The sequence below is a fragment of the Pseudoalteromonas sp. S1608 genome (genome assembly GCF_005887265.1).
Taxonomy (GTDB): domain Bacteria; phylum Pseudomonadota; class Gammaproteobacteria; order Enterobacterales; family Alteromonadaceae; genus Pseudoalteromonas; species Pseudoalteromonas undina.
Map to the genome: position 1 here is coordinate 1 of NZ_PNDK01000069.1, position 16,932 is coordinate 16,932.

Consider the following 16,932-nt stretch of genomic DNA (forward strand, 5'->3'; position numbering starts at 1 on the left):
ATACCACCTATATATTTCGAGTCAACACTTAATTTGAAACTTTCTTACGATGATTTAAACTTAAGTTTTATTTAACTCTCTGAGTAGTTCGTGCCTCGCTATGCGTTGGCGTTCCCCGTCTCAGTGGGGTCGCATTATAGGGAGAACAGATTTTTACGCAAGTACTTTTTTAAAGAAAAACTAAAAAAACACACTGTTCGGTTAGTATCTGAGCGAAAGCAGGTGAAACTGGTAGTTTTATAATCAATATAGGCTTTGCTGGCACTAAAATAAGCGCTACTGTTACACTAATACTCTTAATATGTTTAATTTAAAGGTGCATGTATGGCAATACGTTCTTATAAAGGAATCACTCCTGCGTTTAATGAATCTGTTTATGTAGACGAGTCGTCTGTATTAGTCGGTGATATCACTATAGGTGATGATAGCAGTGTATGGCCGTTAGTTGCTGCCCGCGGTGATGTTAACCATATTCGTATTGGTCAGCGTACTAATATACAAGATGGCAGCGTTTTACACTTATCAAGAGCAACAAAGAATAATCCAGACGGCTACCCACTTATTATTGGTGATGATGTAACCGTTGGTCATAAGGTAATGCTACATGGCTGCGTATTAGGTAATCGTATACTCGTGGGTATGGGCGCTATTATTATGGATAATGTGATTGTAGAAGATGAGGTTATTATTGGTGGCGGTGCTTTAGTACCCCCTAATAAGCGTTTAGAGTCTGGTTTTTTATATGTAGGTAGCCCAGCAAAACAAGCTCGCCCATTAACAGAGCAAGAGCTGAGCTTTTTAAAAGTGTCTGCTGATAATTACGTGCAGCTTAAAGATGAATACTTAGCTGAAGACGCTAGTTAATTTAACTAACTAAACTCACTTCTATTTGACCTGCCGAGTTATAGCATTCATCTTCAATAAGCTGCTCGGCACGTTCTTCATAATCAAAACGGTATTGCTCAAAATAACGCGTTGCATGACTCTCATCGGCTAAATTTAAACTACTGACAGCAATCACACACTCAACTAGCATGCCATTTACTTGTGCAAAAAAAACTAATTGATGAGTTGGCTCTCTAAATTCGAGTCGATCTATAAACTGTATTGCTTGATTCATTTAAGCACTCCCTGCTTTAGTGCAGTAATAACAGGAACAATCTCAGGCATTTTATTTCGCCATACATAATAAGCTTGTGCGGCTTGCCCTACTAGCATACCACTGCCATCTAATAGCTTAGCTGCTTTATTGTGTTCGCTGACCCAATTCATGAATAGCGTATTATGCGTGGCGTAAAACATATCATAAGCCATTTCACATGTGCTTAAGTGCTTTTCGCTTAACGCAGGTAATTCGTTATTCATGCTGCTCGAGGTTGAGTTAATAACTAAATGATAATCAGTAAAAGGAAGGTCGTCAAAACCATACCCCGAAACATTGCCATGCCCAGTAAAGAGCTTTGCCAATGTTTGGGCTTTGTGTACTGTGCGATTAACAATAACTATCTCTGCGGGATTTTGCTCTAGTAAAGGTAAGATCACTCCTCGAGCAGCGCCACCCGCACCAATGATCAACAGGCGTTTACCTGTTATCGTTATTTTATTGGTCAGTAAGTCGTTAACAAAACCAGTGCCATCAGTGTTATCACCGAGTAAACTGCCATCATCGCGCTTTTTAAGGGTGTTCACTGCGCCTGCCAGTTTAGCAACTGGGGTGAGTTCATCGGCTAAAGCAAAAGCCTGCTCTTTAAAAGGAACAGTGACATTGGCGCCTTTTCCTCCTTGCTCAAAAAAAGCAGCGACTGTTTTTTCAAATTCATCGATAGGTGCTAATATTGCGCGATAGTCGATTTGCTCTCCCAATGATTTTGCAAACTGCTGATGAATAATGGGAGATTTTGAATGTTTGATTGGATTTCCAAAAACCGCATATTTGTCCATTTTAAACAACCTCTTCGCAGTTTTAGTACTGCCTATTAACGATGATAAATTTATGATTAAAAGACTCTTTTCAAGATCAAAGCCGTCTACAACTACGCAAGCACCTACGCCAGATAAAACCCCGTATGAAATCATTGGTGGAGAAGCCCCCACGCGTGCAATTGCTAATAGATTCTACGATATAATGGCCAGTGATGAATACGCTAAACCGTTATATGATATGCATCCTCAACCATTAGACAGAATTCGCCAAGTATTTTTTGAGTTTTTATCCGGTTGGCTTGGTGGGCCTGACCTATTTGTTGAAAAGCATGGCCATCCGATGCTGCGTAAACGTCATATGCCGTTCCCTATTGATCAAGACTTACGTGATCAGTGGATGTATTGCATGAATAAGACCTTAGATATAGAAATAGATAACCCTGTGTTACGCGAAGGCTTACGTCAATCACTGGCCCAGCTTGCCAGCCATATGATTAACCAGCATTAACCTACCTCGTTCTTTAATTGGGGATTATTTGCGCTAAGTCAAAATCCGCTTTTCTAAAATATAGATAATACCCTATCAAATAATTAGAAAAGCGTGGCGCGTGTGAAATCAATCCAACATAAAATTTATGCTTTATTAGCTCTAACTGGCGTTATTGTATTAATAGCCAGTATTTTTAGTAGTGCTAGCCAGCAGCGCACGCTCGCCCAGGATACGGTGGCAGAAAACATTAAGCTGCTTGCCGATAATTATTTTGATTCAATAAACACCATGATGCTAACCGGTACTATGGCTAATCGAGAATTATTGAGCCAAAAGTTACGCAAACATCCTAATATAGAAGATGCTCATATTATTCGCTCCGATATAGTTAATAATCTGTATGGTTCCGGAAATAAAAACCAAACAGCAAGTAATAACAACGAACGCGAAGCACTAAAGGGTAAAGAAAGCTTATTTATAGAGCAAAACACCGATAGCCGCAGTATGACCTACCTACGTCCTATGTATGCTAGCACTGATTATAAAGGTACTAACTGTTTAGGCTGCCACCAAGCGCAAGAAGGCGATGTACTAGGCGTGGTAAAAATTAGTTATTCCTTAGCTGATATTGATAATGAGGTAACTTACAACACCTTAGTAACCACCAGCCTACTTTCTACTATTTTTATTATTGCCTTTGTGCTGCTAGGTATAGTGTTTAGAAAAATATTTATAGTGCGCCTTAAAAAGCTCGGCCATGCAATGCACTTAGCCACTACCAATAAAGATTTAACCTTACGCATTGAAGATAACGCCGAAGATGAACTCGGCTGGCTTGCCACTAGCTTTAACCAAATGATTGCTACGTTTAAAGATAATATTGCTCAGGTATCTCACTCTTCAAAAGTACTTATTCATTCAGCAGAGAAAATTTATACCTCGGCCGATACCACTGAGCGCGCTATTTTAGAACAAAAGAAAAGTACCGATTCGGTGGCCGCAGCAATTAATGAACTAGAATGCTCATCCAATGAAGTAAGAAACACCACTCATTTTGCTCAAGAAAAATCTGAGAACAGTAATGAACTAGCACAACAAAGCATGCAGGTTGCTGAGCAAACCGAACTCAGTATCAATCAGTTAGCAGAAGATGTACGCCAAGCGGCAGATCAAGTGAGACAACTACAAGAGCAAACGCTTGAAGTGGGAAAAGTACTTGAGGTGATCAGCAGTATCGCCGAGCAAACAAATTTATTAGCGCTTAATGCTGCCATTGAAGCTGCCCGTGCAGGTGAAGCTGGCCGAGGCTTTGCCGTTGTTGCTGATGAAGTACGTACTTTAGCAACTCGAACTCATGCATCTACTGATGAAATACGTCGCACAATTGATAAGCTGCAGTCAGAAGCCGCGCAAACCGTTAAAACCATGGGGGAGTCCTGTGCAGAGGCAGACGAAAGAGCGCAACAAGTACAGCAAGTTGCACAAGCTTTAAAAGATATTTCAGGGCAAATGAATGAAATAAATGAGCTCAATATACAAATAGCCGATGCAACAGAGCAACAAAACCAAGCTGCTGAAGAAATAAATATAAGTGTTGTTGGTATTAGCGATAACGCCGAGCAATCATTAGTGGATGCCGATGAAAATCAAAAAGTCAGTGAAGAGTTACTCAATTTAGCTCGTTCGTTAGATGAGCAGGTACGCAGTTTTAAACTTAAACAATAATTTTAAAAGCCAGTCAATAAGTAGCTTATTGACTGGCATATCATTCTTAGCCCAGTGCTAACCAATCTCGAGGCTTTAAGAAATCTTTATATAGTAATGCCTCTGCGCTGTCTTCGGCTGGGGTATAGTTATACTCCCAACGGGCTAAAGGTGGCATCGACATTAAAATAGATTCCGTACGGCCACCGCTTTGTAAACCAAACAATGTGCCACGGTCCCAGACTAAATTAAACTCAACATAACGACCACGGCGGTATAATTGGAAGTCGCGCTGCTGCTCGGTGTACTCATCGTTTTTACGACGTTCAATAATAGGAACGTAAGCATCTAAAAAGCCATTACCCACCGATTGCATAAATGCAAAGCTTTGCTCAAAACCTAACTCATTTAAATCGTCAAAAAATAAGCCGCCTACGCCGCGGGTTTCATCACGATGTTTTAAATAAAAGTATTCGTCACACCATTTTTTATATTTTGGATAAACATCATCGCCAAATGGCTGACACACATCGTGCGCAACTTGGTGCCAATGCACTACATCTTCAAGTACAGGGTAAAACGGGGTTAAATCAAAACCACCACCAAACCACCAAATCGGTTCTTCACCTTCTTTTTCGGCAATAAAAAAGCGTACATTGGCATGGCTTGTTGGTATATGTGGGTTTTTAGGATGAATCACTAACGATACACCACACGCATGAAAACTACGTCCTGCAAGTTCAGGCCTATGTGCAGTCGCAGAGCCCGGCATAGAGGCACCAAATACATGAGAGTAATTAACTCCGCCTTGCTCAATCACATTACCATTGGTGATAACGCGAGTACGACCACCGCCGCCCTCTTCTCGCTGCCAGCTGTCTTCAACAAATTGTGCTTTCCCATCTGCTGCTTCTAAGCCTTGGCAAATGGTATCTTGCAAAGCCATAAAGTAGGCTTTTACTTGTTTTAATAATTCGCTTTGCATAGTTAACCTCTGAATATATTGCCTGTTGTGGCATCTTTAATGGTGCTTGGTTGTGTATTACCACCTAATGGTTCATCAACATAAAAACTAACCTGATCTGCAAACTGCTGCTGCGCCTCAACAATACTTGTTACCGTTGCTTGACCAGTTAAATTTGCACTTGTTGATACCAATGGTTTACCAAACTCTTGGCATAAACGTTTAACTGTAGGATGGTTAGTTACTCTCACTGCAATAGTATCAAATTGCCCTGTTAACCACTTCGGCGTGGTTTTAGCAGCAGGCATGACCCAAGTAATAGCACCAGGCCAACTTGAAAAAATATCAGCGCGTTTGTCCATGGGCAACTTAGCGTCATCCACGTACTTTAATAATTGCCCGTAATTGTCAGCAATTAAAATAAGCCCTTTTTCAACTGGGCGTTGTTTAATATCAAGTAAACGTTCCACCGCCTGTTGATTGTCAGGATCGCAACCTAAGCCATAAACAGCTTCAGTTGGGTATAAAATAACATCGCCTTGTTCTAAGCTTGTTATTGCAGCAGATAAAGAAGAAAGGTCAGACAAAATTGTCTCCAGAGATATTTACGTTATTCAGTGGCAGCAAACTTATGCATACAGCTTTTTTGTGGGCATTGTAACACAACACCACTCGCGGCTTTTTTCTCAGTAACAACTGGCCAGTCACATACAGGACACGCTTGAGCTACAGGTTTATGATTAAGCGTATATTTACAGTTTGGGTAACAGTCGCAGGAATAGAATACTTTACCAAACTTATTACTGCGTGAAACTAAATGCCCCTTTTTACATTTAGGGCAACCAACCACAGGTTCTTCACTTGGGGTGTCATCATCGTCACTGGCAATATAGTGACATTCAGGATAACCGGTACAGCCAATAAACATACCGTAGCGGCCATTTTTCACCACCAGCGGCTTGCTGCACGCTGGACACTCGCTGTCCTCAAGTACTTTTATTTCATTGCTATCATGATGGGCAAGCGGGCGAATAAAATCGCACTTTGGGTAACTAGCGCAGCCTAAAAAAGGCCCCGACTTACTATTACGAATCACAAGTTCTGAACCACATTGCGGGCATATCTCATATTCTTTTTCTAGGGCGTGTTTATTGGCCGAGAAAAGTGAATGATCGATTTTACTCATGTAAATCCTAGTGGTTGGTGAATTTTCGCCTAATATACCCAAAACCCTTAAAGATACAAGCTATGGCAGTCTGTTTGTTAACGCTGAAAATAATAAAACACCCAATAATGGTTAATGTAACACTTCGCTAGGCTCATCAAAAATAAGATCTTCCATTTGCTCATACGCCTGCTGAGAATCAGGGGCATTAAATAACACCATCAAAATTAACCATTTTAAATCTTCTAAAGTAATGGCTGAATTATCAAGCGCCGCCAAACGATCCATCACCATTTCACGAGTGGTGCTATTAATAACGCCGGTTTGTTCAACAAACATTAAAAAGCCACGGCATTCGGTATCAAGAACTCGACACTCGCTATCGGTAAAGATTCGCACTGCATGCTGCTCAGTGGCTAATAAATAAGGCGACTCATTACTATATTGTAATGCGGCAAGTTGATCTAACCAGTCAATAGCTTTGTTTATTTCCGGCTTGTTAAACCCAGCGCGCAGTAGCTCATCAGTAAGCTTACTTTGCTCAACAAAAACATCGCTTTCGCTGTGAACATAGTTTTCAAATAAATACATAAGAATATCAAACATATTATCCTCCAGCGCTTAATTTAATATAGCCGTCTAATACTCGCTCAATTTGATCGTCTAACTCTAAATCAAGCAATCGCGCTTGTACTTTATCAATTGGCCACTGCACTCGACGCATAATATCGTCCACACTGGTCACCTCAAACCCAATACTATTAAGTACCTCGCAATCTGAGGTTACAGCATCAGTTAACTCTTTATAGTTTAGACCAGAAGGGTATGAAAAGTTCATCTCATCAAGGATATCTGCGACGTTCTCAACCAGCTTAGCACCTTGCTTAATTAAAAAGTGGCTAGCTTGTGCAAGCGGATTTTTAATTGAACCGGGTACCGCAAAAACTTCTTTATTTTGTTCAAGCGCGTAACGTACCGTAATTAATGAGCCGCTTTTAATTTCGGCTTCAACAATTAAAACGCCTAAAGAGAGCCCTGAAATAATACGATTACGCCGTGGAAAGTTGTGCGCATTGGCAGCCGTACCAGGCAAAAACTCACTAACCAATAAGCCTGTTGCTAATACTTGCTCTGTGAGTAACTTATGGCGTTTAGGATAGTAAATATCAACGCCTGTCCCTAGCACTGCAATGGTTTTACCATTTCCTGCCAATGCCCCTTTATGGGCAGCGCCGTCAATGCCACGCGCCATACCAGAGGTTACTGTTATGCCAGCAAGCGTTAGCTGATGCGCAAACTCAGCAGCGATTTCAAGCCCCGTAGTCGTTGCGTTTCGGCTGCCAACAATGGCTATTTGCGGCGAAGCCAGCAAGCTGATATCTCCTTTACAAAAAAGTAATAATGGCGCACTAGCTATTTGTTTGAGGTATTCTGGGTAGGTGGTATCAAAAATACTAATAACAATAATGTTTTGTTGGCTGATCAACTGCTCATAATGTGCAACTTGCTGCCAGTTCGTGTTAAGTAAGTTGCTAGCTTGGTGAGCCGTTAAGCCAATGTTTACTAGTTCAGCGTGCGATAAAGAAAACAGCGATGCTAAGCTGTATTGTTTAGACAGGGCTAAGAGCGTTTTAATCCCTAACCCCTTGCATAAGTAAAAGGCAAGCCAATGATTTAACTTGCCACACGATTGCTCCATGTTCCCTCCTAGAACACCGACTCGCTACTTAATGAATAACTGCTAAATCTCCAATGCGAATTGGGTACTGATTTTTAGTGATGAGTGCATAACTAACTTTGTCATACACTTTAAAAATAATCATTTCACCAACTTTTTCTGCTGGCATTTTCCACGTAATACTATCTTCGTCGATCTCTGAGCCAAACAACTCGCTAGTAGCGGATACTAGTTTTTCTAAACGACTTGAGTCTTCTGTATAACGCGGACCTCGAGCGCCATCAATTACTTTAGGTGATTGACGTTCAATATCAATTACATGACCTACTTCAACTTGTTGTTCAGAGCCTAAGTTTAGCACCACCACATCCATCGTGCTAAATTCTCTCACTTCACGGGGAGAGGCAATTACATGACCCTGCAACGGCTGGGTAGGACGATGCATATTAAAATACACCGGCAGCATCTGTCCTTCCATCGCGGGTAATAAAAAATCACCTTGCTTGATTTCGCGCTTAACTGATTCAACTCTGACTGAGGCAGGTTCACCATTAGCCGCATCACCGGCTCTAAAGGCGCGAGCCATACCCACATAAGATGCTCTACTCGCTAGCTTTTCACCTGTTTTAGGATCGGTGTAAGGCGCCCCTTCATGGTAAATAGCATAAGCCTGATTGCGCTTTAAGTTACCTTTAACATATAAAATATGATCGATTGTTTGGGTTTTGGTATTTTCGTTTGCACCCAAAATGTAGGGTTTTTCTTTTATCGTATCGCTGTTTATCGCTTGTTCAAACGACAAATACGGTTTAATCAACTCAAGCGGTAACGTGGTGATAGCGTCTTTCCCTTTAGGGGTAATACGCCCCATAGGTGATAGCTTTCTATACGCTTTATTAATCACTAAACGCGGATTACCGTCTGCATCGTAAATTAATGCTAACGCATCGCCCGGGTAAATAAGATGAGGGTTGTCTATTTGCGGGTTCATTTGCCATAACTCAGGCCAAAGCCACGGCTCGTTTAAATATATCGCTGAGATATCCCAAAGCGTGTCACCTTTTTTTACAACGTATTGTTTAGGAGCGTCTTTTTTTATAGTTAGTACATCTGCTAGAACAGGAAAAGCAGCACCTAATGCAAGTATTATTGCAATGAATGGAGATTTCATTGAGCTTCCTCATAGTGTTTTTTCATTATTATTAATCAAAACCTGTTAAAGGGGAACGTGAATGGCTAAAATAAGAACATACGATACCCTAAATTTAAGCATAAGTGTAAAAGGTAACTATGGCTAGGTTAGAAGTTTTAAGATTTCCAGATGAACGTTTACGTACAATCGCAAAAGAAGTAACTGTTGTTGACGACCAAGTACGTGAAATCGTCAAAGATATGCTAGAAACTATGTACGATGAAAATGGTATTGGACTTGCTGCTACGCAAGTTGATATTCATCAACGTATTGTGGTGATCGATGTATCAGAAGAGCGCGATGAACCGCTAGTACTTATCAATCCACAAATTATCAAAAAAGATGGCTCTACCGTGAGCGAAGAAGGCTGTTTATCAGTTCCTCACTCGTACGCAAAAGTTGATCGCGCAGAAACCGTCACCGTGGCTGCACTCAACGAAGAAGGTAAAGAGTTTATTCTTGATGCCGACGAATTATTAGCGATTTGTATTCAGCATGAGCTTGATCACCTTCAAGGTAAATTATTTATTGATTATTTATCTCCATTAAAGCGCCAACGCATCCGTAAAAAGCTTGAAAAAGAAGCGAAGTTTGCAGCGCAATAATAAGCACCTTAGTAAATAATTAGGAAACTCAGTGACACAACCATTACGCATTATATTTGCCGGTACGCCGGACTTTGCTGCACGCCATCTGCAAGCACTCATCAATAGTGAACACCAAATTGTGGGCGTTTACAGTCAACCAGATCGTCCAGCGGGTCGCGGAAAAAAACTAAAAGCCAGTGAAGTAAAAGCGCTTGCACTAGAACATGATCTCCCTGTTTTTCAGCCGCAATCTCTCAAAACAGATGAAGCACTTGAGGAATTAAATAGCCTCAATGCCGATATTATGATTGTGGTTGCCTACGGTTTAATTTTACCTAAAGCCATTTTAGATGCCCCGCGTTTAGGGTGTTTAAATGTGCATGGTTCTATTTTACCTCGCTGGCGTGGTGCCGCACCTATTCAACGTGCTATTTGGGCAGGCGATCAGCAAACTGGTGTAACGATAATGCAAATGGATGAAGGGCTAGATACCGGCGATATGCTGCATATTAGCCGCTGCCCTATTGATAATACTGAAACCAGTGCCAGCTTATACACTAAGCTTGCTGAACTCGGGCCTGATGCATTAATCGATACCATAAATCGTTTAGCCAACGAGGAAATAACGCCTGAACCACAAAACGATACCGATGCCAATTACGCTAAAAAGCTCTCAAAAGACGAAGCCAACATTGATTGGTCTATGGATGCCGAGCAAATCGAGCGTAACATTCGTGCCTTTAACCCATGGCCAGTATGCTTTACCCAAATGAGTGGTAATACGGTAAAAATATACCAAGCAAGTGTGGTTGAACAATCAGGCGCAGCTGGCACTGTCTTAGCAAGTGATAAAAACGGTATCGTTGTGGCTTGTGGTAAACACGCTTTATCTATTGGCGAATTACAACCACAAGGCAAAAAGCCAATGGCAATTAATGATTTTTTAAACGGTCGTAGCGATTGGGTCACACCCGGCACTGTATTAGGCGAAAATAATGAGTAATGTAAGCAATGTCAGAGCGCTAGCCGCTGAAACTTTATATAACGTGGTTGATAAAGGCGCATCGCTTAATCAAGAACTTCCTTTCGCTAGCCAAGGCCTATCACCTAAAGATAAAGCCTTACTGCAGCAAATTTGCTACGGAGTATTACGTTACTTACCTAGCCTAGAAAATTATTGCCAGCATCTAGTCGAGCAACCGCTTAAAGGCAAACGTCGTATTTTTCAGTTTTTATTGTATGTGGGCATTTACCAACTACAACACATGCGTGTACCGCCGCATGCAGCAATTAGCGAAACGGTTAATGCGTTACAACAATTGCGCGCTCTTGGCTTAAAAGGGCTTATTAACGCCATTTTACGAAGCTTTCAACGTCAGCAAGTTGAGCTTGAAGAAAAAGCCAAACAAATTCCGGTATGTTTATACAACCATCCAAACTGGTTTATAAAGCAAGTAAAAGAAGCCTATCCAGATCACTGGGAAGACATTCTAGAAGCAAACCAACAGCAAGCGCCAATGTGGCTGCGAGTGAATCAATCGCAGTTTAGCACCCAAGAATATAGCGAAATGCTAACCGCTAACGATATTGAACATACTCTAAACCCTGATTTTATTGATGGCATTAAACTAAGTAAACCACGCGATGTGTTTTCACTTCCTGAGTTTGATACCGGTGCTTGTTCAGTACAAGATGCGGCAGCGCAGCTTGCAGCTCGCTACCTAGACCCACAAAATGGTGATGCAATACTTGATGCCTGTGCAGCGCCTGGTGGTAAAACCTGCCATATTTTAGAGCTTGCCGATGCAGATGTACTCGCGCTTGATAGTGATGCCACACGATTAGAACGTGTTAAACAAAACTTAGAACGAATTGGTTTGGGCGCCGACTTACAATGTGGTGATGCATCGCAACCTCACACTTGGTGGGATGAAGATCAGTTTGATCGTATTTTGTTAGATGTACCCTGCTCTGCAACGGGCGTAATTCGTCGTCATCCAGATATAAAATGGCTACGTCGCGCATCCGACATTAACGACTTATCGACCCTACAAGGCGATATACTCGATAGCATTTGGCCATTGTTAAAACCAGGCGGCACATTAGTGTATGCAACTTGCTCGGTACTTCCTCAAGAAAACCAACAACAAGTTGCTAAGTTTTTAGCTAATAACGACGATGTGGAGCATATCCCTCTGCACAGCGAAGACACAAAAACCACACCAGGCTTACAGCTGTTACCAGGTGAAAGTGACGGTTTTTACTACGCTAAATTAGTTAAAAAAGCCTAGTATTGCCACGCAACACATTTAACTACCTCGCTTTTGAGGTAGTTATTATTTTGATGTAATTAGTATTAATAATACGGGTACATAATGAAAATAATCATACTCGGTGCTGGGCAAGTTGGCGGCACACTCGCAGAAAACTTAGTGGGTGAACAAAACGAAATAACCGTAGTTGATATCGACGGTAACCGCTTGCGTGAACTGCAAGATAAATACGATTTACAAGGTGTTGCAGGCCACGGCGCCCACCCTGATGTGTTGAGTCGCGCGGGAGCTGAAGATGCCGATATGATTATCGCCGTAACCAGCTCAGATGAAGTAAACATGGTGGCATGCCAAGTTGCTTACAGTATTTTTAATACGCCAACCAAAATAGCCCGCATTCGCTCTGAGCAGTATTTAAAATACCGTGAAAAACTCTTTCATAATGATGATTTACCGGTCGATCATTACATAGCCCCAGAAGCACTCGTTACTAAATATATTCGCCGTTTGATAGATTACCCTGGTGCATTACAGGTACTACAATTTGCCGACGGCATGCTCTCTTTAGTAGCTGTAAAAGCCTACTATGGCGGTTTATTGGTAGGCTATGCCCTATCTACACTTAAGCAACATATTCCTAATGTAGAAACCCGGGTAGCCGCTATTTACCGTCAAGGCAAGGCAATAAAACCGCAGGGTACTACCGTAATAGAAGCCGACGATGAAGTATTTTTTATTGCCGCCACCAAACATATTCGTGCGGTAATGAACGAGCTACAAAAACTGGAACGCTCGTACAAAAAAATTATGATAGCCGGTGGGGGTAACATTGGTGCTGGCCTTGCTCGCTCACTAGAAAGAAACCACAGCGTTAAATTATTAGAACGCAGTAAAGAGCGCGCAGAGCAACTCTCTGAAATGCTAGACAACACCGTGGTATTTTGTGGTGATGCGTCCGATCAAGAGCTGCTCTCAGAAGAACACATTGAACAAGTTGATGTTTTTATTGCCGTTACTAACGATGATGAAGTGAATATTATGTCGGCCATGCTCGCAAAACGCATGGGGGCACAAAAAACCATGGTGCTTATTCAACGAGGTGCTTACGTTGATTTAGTACAAGGCGGCGAAATAGATATTGCTATTTCACCACAACAAGCGACTATTTCTGCGTTACTTACGCACGTGCGCCGAGGCGACATTGTAAACGTGTATTCACTGCGTAAAGGGGCTGCAGAAGCCATAGAGGCAGTTGCCCATGGTGATGAAAACACATCTAAAGTAGTGGGTCGCGCGATTGCAGATATTAAATTGCCAGCAGGTACCACAATAGGTGCAATTGTACGTAATGACGATGTACTAATTGCCCACGACGACACGATAATTCTATCAGGCGATCATGTAATTATGTTCTTAATTGATAAAAAGCACATTAACGTGGTTGAAAAGTTATTCCAAGTTAGCGCAATCTTTTTATAAGTAATTCCTCCTTTTTATTCACAACATGCTTGTAAGTAAAAAGGAGAACATTTAAATCTAAATGAAAATCATTATCAAAAGCGTTTACTAATAAAGAAAAATCCATTAGTCTCTTCTTGCTCGATTATCAAGCAGCGACATCTACTGATGTGAAAAGTTAATTTCACGTTTTTAAATAAAAATGGATTTCAAATGATACACCTACTCTCAAAGAAAAATTCTCCCGTAACTCATTACACTCTGGTTGGTCTTTTACTTTCAGCAGTTTCAACTCAAACGCTCGCTCACACTAGCGATGATATCGAAAAGTTAACCGTTATTGGAGAGCAAGCGAACGGCTATAAAGTTAATTCCATGAGCTCTGCAACAGGTCTTGAGCTATCACATTTGCAAACACCGCAATCAACGATAGCGATAACAAGCGATTTTATGGCAGACCAACAACTAAACACCGCAATTGAAGCTATAACCAGTGTGACAGGCATAAATGCTCGAGAAGCAGATAATGGCAAGTTTTCTATTTCAGCCCGAGGTATTAGTGTCACCAGCATACTTTATGATGGCATAGCGACCACCTATGACACCCGCTTTAATTATGGAGATAACCTAACCGATACCGCAATTTATGATCGTATCGAAATAGTTAGAGGGGCAACGGGGCTAATGCTGGGCGCAGGTAACCCTTCGGCAGCAATTAATTTGATACGTAAACGTCCAACTGCAAACACTCAAATAAATCTTACTGCTTCATTTGGCTCATGGGACAACTACCGTGCGATGGTGGATGTGTCAGGAAGCATAAATAATAGTGAAAGTATAAGAGGACGGGCTGTTGTTGCTTATCAAGATAGACACTCATATCAAGATCGCTTTTCGCAAACCAGTCAAACATTGTATGGCATTATTGAGGCAGATCTTTCTAACAGTACTTTATTGACTCTTGCTGTTGATAATCAATCGACAACCCCTAAAGGAACAATGTCAGGTGGTTTGCCTATTTTTTATAGTGATGGCTCCCGCACTGCTTATGACAGAGGTGCTTCAACAGCTCAAGATTGGGCCTCTTCTCGAACCGATGCACTTAATGCGTTTATTCGCATAGAGCATTACTTTAACGCTAACTGGCAGCTAACCGCTAATTATGTCTATGGTGATAACGACCTAGACTATGATGTGTTTTGGGTAAAAGGAGAGCCCGATCCTATAAACAACACTGGAATGAAACCCGGTTCTATAAACTATATTGATGCAAACAGAACGCAGGATACCTATGAGGTCGAACTCAATGGTCGGTTTAATTGGCTGGGCCAAAGTCACCAACTGCTATTTGGTTATAATACCCAAGAGCAACAGTTTTCGACCCCTTATTATGCTAGTCAACAAAGTGACTATATTATCGGCGATTTCACTGACTCTAGTTATAGCATTGCAAAACCAAATTGGCAGTCAGAAGCGGCTTACGGTTCTTATGGCACAACTAAACAAGATGCACTTTATGTTGCTGCACAACTAAATATAACCGATGCCTTGTCTTTAATTGTTGGAAGCCGGTTAAATCAATGGCAAACCAATCAAGATAATTTTGGTCGCATGCATGATTATAAAATAAGTGATGAACTAACTAATTATTTTGGAGCAACTTATGAACTAACACAGAGTTGGGCTTTGTATGCTAATTACACTGATATTTTTACACCACAAAGTCGAGTTGATAAAAATGGAAATTATTTAAGCCCTATTGAAGGTAAGAATTATGAACTTGGCATAAAAGCTTCTGTACTTGATGAACGTTTAGACATATCCCTTTCTGGATTTAAAATTTATCAAGATAATGTAGGCGAGTACACGGGAGATACCATTGCAGAAACACTTCAGGCCATCTACAAGCCCATTGACGGCACATTAACTCAGGGCTACGAGCTAGAAATCAACGGAAAATTAACCGACAACTGGAACGCTTATTTTGGCTATACCCATAGTAAAGGCGAAAAACCGGATAATACGGTATTAAATACCACCAACCCAAAAGATCAATTTAAACTTTTTACTAGCTATCAACTCTCAGGTGCATTAGACAATCTAAAAGTAGGTGGTGGCTATCGCTGGCAAAGCAATAGCTATGATGAAGTTAACAACCCTGTTTATGGTGCTGTTGAGGTAAACCAGCCTAGTTATGGTATTGCCAGCCTAATGGCGAATTATCAAATGAATGAGCAATTATCTGTTAGCCTAAATATCGATAACTTATTTGATAAGCATTATTACAGTCAAATTGGGTTCTATAACCAATATCGTTATGGCAAGCCAAGAAGCTTCTCTCTCCAACTTAAATATAGTCTCTAACAAGCACAAAAAAGCCGCTGACTATTAAGCGGCTTTAGTGGAGTATGATGGGGTAATACTTATTGTACTCTTGCAAACTCTTCTTTAGAAAGTTCACCATTTCCGTCAGTATCTAAGTCATCAAAAATATTCATGAGTTGTTTATTAGACGCAGCTTCCTGCTGACTAATTACACCGTCGCCATTGCTATCAAAAGAGGCAAAGTCTACTGCTGCGTATGCCGCTGATGATGACGCTAATACTAAAATCGCAAGTGTTGTGTTTAATGCTTTCATAATAAGTCTCCTTAAAGAGGGAAATCCTTTTCTGAGATCCCTGTGCAATGAAAAAAGTTAAAAATTAAAAGTTTGCAAACTCAGCTTTAGAAAGCTCACCATTACCGTCAGTATCAAGCTCAGTAAATGCGGCCGTTAAATCAGCATTTACAGCAGCTTCGCTTTGACTAATAACCCCATTACCGTCGGCATCAATTGTGTCAAAGTCGCTAGCGGCAAAGGCTGCTGATGAAGAAGCTAGCGCGATAAGTGCGAATGTTTTGTGTAATGTTTTCATAATTTAATCCTTCAAAATGTAATGCTTTGTGCTATTGGAAATATCAGGCTATAACCGTCCTTGTCATTCTTTTTCATAGGCTCCCTTGCCTACTTAGGTTGTCTTTGGCAACTCAGAATATGCCTAGTCTTAGCTTATGCTTTAGAAAATTCTGCTTTTGATAGCTCACCGTTTTGGTCTGTATCAAGCTCTGAGAACATGCTCATTAGCTTTGCATCAACTGATGCTTCACTTTGGCTAATAGCACCGTTACCGTCGGTATCAAGTGTATCAAAATCGCTGGCAGCAAAAGCTGCTGATGAAGAAGCAAGTGCGATAAGTGCGAACGTTTTGTGTAATGTTTTCATAATGAGTATTCCTTAAAATCGTTTAAATAATGTGGGAGATTTAGCTCCCAAAGTTTAATAGCTTAGGATTATGCTTTAGAGAACTCTTCTTTTGATAGCTCACCGTTTTGGTCTGTATCAAGCTCTGAAAACATGCTCATTAGTTTTGCATCAACTGATGCTTCGCTTTGACTGATCGCGCCGTTGCCGTCAACGTCTAGCGTATCAAAGTCGCTTGCTGCAAAAGCAGCTGATG

General features: G+C 41.1%; 20 protein-coding genes. 8 read left to right on the forward strand and 12 right to left on the reverse strand.

What is annotated here, in order from left to right:
• Window positions 1-324: 324 nt before the first annotated feature.
• On the forward strand, window positions 325-864 hold the full coding sequence (locus tag CWB75_RS18625) for a gamma carbonic anhydrase family protein (protein WP_010392775.1): 540 nt from the start codon (window positions 325-327) through the stop codon (window positions 862-864).
• Between the two features lies 1 nt (window position 865).
• Here CWB75_RS18625 and CWB75_RS18630 read toward each other — a convergent pair whose 3' ends face one another.
• Both CWB75_RS18630 and aroE read right to left on the reverse strand, forming a co-directional pair.
• Window positions 866-1,120, reverse strand: a complete 255-nt coding sequence (locus tag CWB75_RS18630) for a DUF1488 family protein (RefSeq protein ID WP_008467093.1) — start codon at window positions 1,118-1,120, stop codon at window positions 866-868.
• On the reverse strand, window positions 1,117-1,941 hold the full coding sequence (aroE, locus tag CWB75_RS18635; RefSeq protein WP_138571417.1) for a shikimate dehydrogenase: 825 nt from the start codon (window positions 1,939-1,941) through the stop codon (window positions 1,117-1,119). The genes CWB75_RS18630 and aroE overlap by 4 nt, the downstream gene beginning before the upstream one ends.
• 52 nt (window positions 1,942-1,993) lie before the next feature.
• On the opposite strand from aroE, the gene CWB75_RS18640 reads away from it, so the two are divergent.
• Together CWB75_RS18640 and CWB75_RS18645 are read left to right on the forward strand one after the other, a co-directional pair.
• Window positions 1,994-2,431 carry a group II truncated hemoglobin gene (locus CWB75_RS18640; RefSeq protein ID WP_010392770.1) on the forward strand — a complete coding sequence of 146 codons (438 nt, stop codon included), beginning with the start codon at window positions 1,994-1,996 and terminating at the stop codon, window positions 2,429-2,431.
• A 102-nt stretch (window positions 2,432-2,533) separates the two neighbouring features.
• Window positions 2,534-4,138: a methyl-accepting chemotaxis protein gene (locus tag CWB75_RS18645; RefSeq protein WP_138571418.1), complete on the forward strand. Its 1,605-nt coding sequence runs from the start codon at window positions 2,534-2,536 to the stop codon at window positions 4,136-4,138.
• A 46-nt stretch (window positions 4,139-4,184) separates the two neighbouring features.
• Here CWB75_RS18645 and hemF read toward each other — a convergent pair whose 3' ends face one another.
• From hemF to CWB75_RS18675, 6 genes are all read right to left on the reverse strand, one after another.
• Window positions 4,185-5,102, reverse strand: coding sequence for an oxygen-dependent coproporphyrinogen oxidase (gene hemF / locus CWB75_RS18650; protein WP_010392766.1), 918 nt, complete (start codon window positions 5,100-5,102; stop codon window positions 4,185-4,187).
• Window positions 5,103-5,104: 2 nt separating this feature from the next.
• On the reverse strand, window positions 5,105-5,668 hold the full coding sequence (gene tsaC / locus CWB75_RS18655) for an L-threonylcarbamoyladenylate synthase type 1 TsaC (RefSeq protein ID WP_138571419.1): 564 nt from the start codon (window positions 5,666-5,668) through the stop codon (window positions 5,105-5,107).
• 23 nt (window positions 5,669-5,691) lie between these two features.
• A complete protein-coding gene (locus tag CWB75_RS18660; protein WP_138571420.1) occupies window positions 5,692-6,267 on the reverse strand; it encodes a DNA topoisomerase family protein in 576 nt (191 codons plus the stop codon).
• 111 nt (window positions 6,268-6,378) lie between these two features.
• Window positions 6,379-6,852 carry a DUF494 family protein gene (locus tag CWB75_RS18665; RefSeq protein WP_010392756.1) on the reverse strand — a complete coding sequence of 158 codons (474 nt, stop codon included), beginning with the start codon at window positions 6,850-6,852 and terminating at the stop codon, window positions 6,379-6,381.
• Between the two features lies 1 nt (window position 6,853).
• Window positions 6,854-7,945 carry a DNA-processing protein DprA gene (gene dprA, locus CWB75_RS18670; RefSeq protein ID WP_138571421.1) on the reverse strand — a complete coding sequence of 364 codons (1,092 nt, stop codon included), beginning with the start codon at window positions 7,943-7,945 and terminating at the stop codon, window positions 6,854-6,856.
• Between the two features lie 28 nt (window positions 7,946-7,973).
• Window positions 7,974-9,095, reverse strand: coding sequence for a LysM peptidoglycan-binding domain-containing protein (locus CWB75_RS18675; RefSeq protein ID WP_138571422.1), 1,122 nt, complete (start codon window positions 9,093-9,095; stop codon window positions 7,974-7,976).
• A gap of 119 nt (window positions 9,096-9,214) precedes the next feature.
• Between CWB75_RS18675 and def the strand changes: the two genes are divergently transcribed.
• The 5 genes from def (at window position 9,215) to CWB75_RS18700 (ending at window position 15,798) form a co-directional block, all read left to right on the forward strand.
• Entirely contained in the window at window positions 9,215-9,721 is a 507-nt protein-coding gene (def, locus tag CWB75_RS18680; RefSeq protein ID WP_008112927.1) for a peptide deformylase, read from the forward strand.
• 31 nt (window positions 9,722-9,752) lie between these two features.
• Window positions 9,753-10,706: a methionyl-tRNA formyltransferase gene (gene fmt / locus CWB75_RS18685; RefSeq protein ID WP_138571423.1), complete on the forward strand. Its 954-nt coding sequence runs from the start codon at window positions 9,753-9,755 to the stop codon at window positions 10,704-10,706.
• Complete coding sequence (gene rsmB / locus CWB75_RS18690) at window positions 10,699-11,994, forward strand: 16S rRNA (cytosine(967)-C(5))-methyltransferase RsmB (RefSeq protein WP_075169469.1); 1,296 nt, start codon at window positions 10,699-10,701, stop codon at window positions 11,992-11,994. Before fmt ends, rsmB begins: the two co-directional genes overlap by 8 nt.
• 84 nt (window positions 11,995-12,078) lie before the next feature.
• On the forward strand, window positions 12,079-13,455 hold the full coding sequence (gene trkA, locus CWB75_RS18695; protein WP_054202928.1) for a Trk system potassium transporter TrkA: 1,377 nt from the start codon (window positions 12,079-12,081) through the stop codon (window positions 13,453-13,455).
• Between the two features lie 192 nt (window positions 13,456-13,647).
• Window positions 13,648-15,798 (forward strand): TonB-dependent siderophore receptor, encoded by a 2,151-nt coding sequence (locus CWB75_RS18700; RefSeq protein ID WP_249362347.1) that lies wholly within the window; start codon window positions 13,648-13,650, stop codon window positions 15,796-15,798.
• A gap of 59 nt (window positions 15,799-15,857) precedes the next feature.
• Here CWB75_RS18700 and CWB75_RS18705 read toward each other — a convergent pair whose 3' ends face one another.
• From CWB75_RS18705 to CWB75_RS18720, 4 genes are all read right to left on the reverse strand, one after another.
• A complete protein-coding gene (locus CWB75_RS18705; RefSeq protein WP_010392739.1) occupies window positions 15,858-16,073 on the reverse strand; it encodes an EF-hand domain-containing protein in 216 nt (71 codons plus the stop codon).
• Between the two features lie 64 nt (window positions 16,074-16,137).
• Window positions 16,138-16,350 carry an EF-hand domain-containing protein gene (locus CWB75_RS18710; RefSeq protein WP_036980747.1) on the reverse strand — a complete coding sequence of 71 codons (213 nt, stop codon included), beginning with the start codon at window positions 16,348-16,350 and terminating at the stop codon, window positions 16,138-16,140.
• Between the two features lie 134 nt (window positions 16,351-16,484).
• Window positions 16,485-16,697, reverse strand: a complete 213-nt coding sequence (locus CWB75_RS18715) for an EF-hand domain-containing protein (RefSeq protein WP_008112939.1) — start codon at window positions 16,695-16,697, stop codon at window positions 16,485-16,487.
• 68 nt (window positions 16,698-16,765) lie between these two features.
• A partial coding sequence (locus CWB75_RS18720) for an EF-hand domain-containing protein (RefSeq protein WP_138571424.1) occupies window positions 16,766-16,932 on the reverse strand: 167 nt, incomplete at its 5' end.

Coding starts and splice junctions, on each gene's coding strand:
- CWB75_RS18660 (WP_138571420.1), bottom strand. CDS start 6,267: ATGAGTAAAATCGATCATTCACTTTTCTCGGCCAATAAACACGCCCTA.
- hemF (WP_010392766.1), bottom strand. CDS start 5,102: ATGCAAAGCGAATTATTAAAACAAGTAAAAGCCTACTTTATGGCTTTG.
- CWB75_RS18705 (WP_010392739.1), bottom strand. CDS start 16,073: ATGAAAGCATTAAACACAACACTTGCGATTTTAGTATTAGCGTCATCA.
- CWB75_RS18625 (WP_010392775.1), top strand. CDS start 325: ATGGCAATACGTTCTTATAAAGGAATCACTCCTGCGTTTAATGAATCT.
- dprA (WP_138571421.1), bottom strand. CDS start 7,945: ATGGAGCAATCGTGTGGCAAGTTAAATCATTGGCTTGCCTTTTACTTA.
- CWB75_RS18710 (WP_036980747.1), bottom strand. CDS start 16,350: ATGAAAACATTACACAAAACATTCGCACTTATCGCGCTAGCTTCTTCA.
- def (WP_008112927.1), top strand. CDS start 9,215: ATGGCTAGGTTAGAAGTTTTAAGATTTCCAGATGAACGTTTACGTACA.
- CWB75_RS18630 (WP_008467093.1), bottom strand. CDS start 1,120: ATGAATCAAGCAATACAGTTTATAGATCGACTCGAATTTAGAGAGCCA.
- CWB75_RS18715 (WP_008112939.1), bottom strand. CDS start 16,697: ATGAAAACATTACACAAAACGTTCGCACTTATCGCACTTGCTTCTTCA.
- rsmB (WP_075169469.1), top strand. CDS start 10,699: ATGAGTAATGTAAGCAATGTCAGAGCGCTAGCCGCTGAAACTTTATAT.
- CWB75_RS18665 (WP_010392756.1), bottom strand. CDS start 6,852: ATGTTTGATATTCTTATGTATTTATTTGAAAACTATGTTCACAGCGAA.
- CWB75_RS18675 (WP_138571422.1), bottom strand. CDS start 9,095: ATGAAATCTCCATTCATTGCAATAATACTTGCATTAGGTGCTGCTTTT.
- CWB75_RS18700 (WP_249362347.1), top strand. CDS start 13,648: ATGATACACCTACTCTCAAAGAAAAATTCTCCCGTAACTCATTACACT.
- trkA (WP_054202928.1), top strand. CDS start 12,079: ATGAAAATAATCATACTCGGTGCTGGGCAAGTTGGCGGCACACTCGCA.
- CWB75_RS18640 (WP_010392770.1), top strand. CDS start 1,994: ATGATTAAAAGACTCTTTTCAAGATCAAAGCCGTCTACAACTACGCAA.
- aroE (WP_138571417.1), bottom strand. CDS start 1,941: ATGGACAAATATGCGGTTTTTGGAAATCCAATCAAACATTCAAAATCT.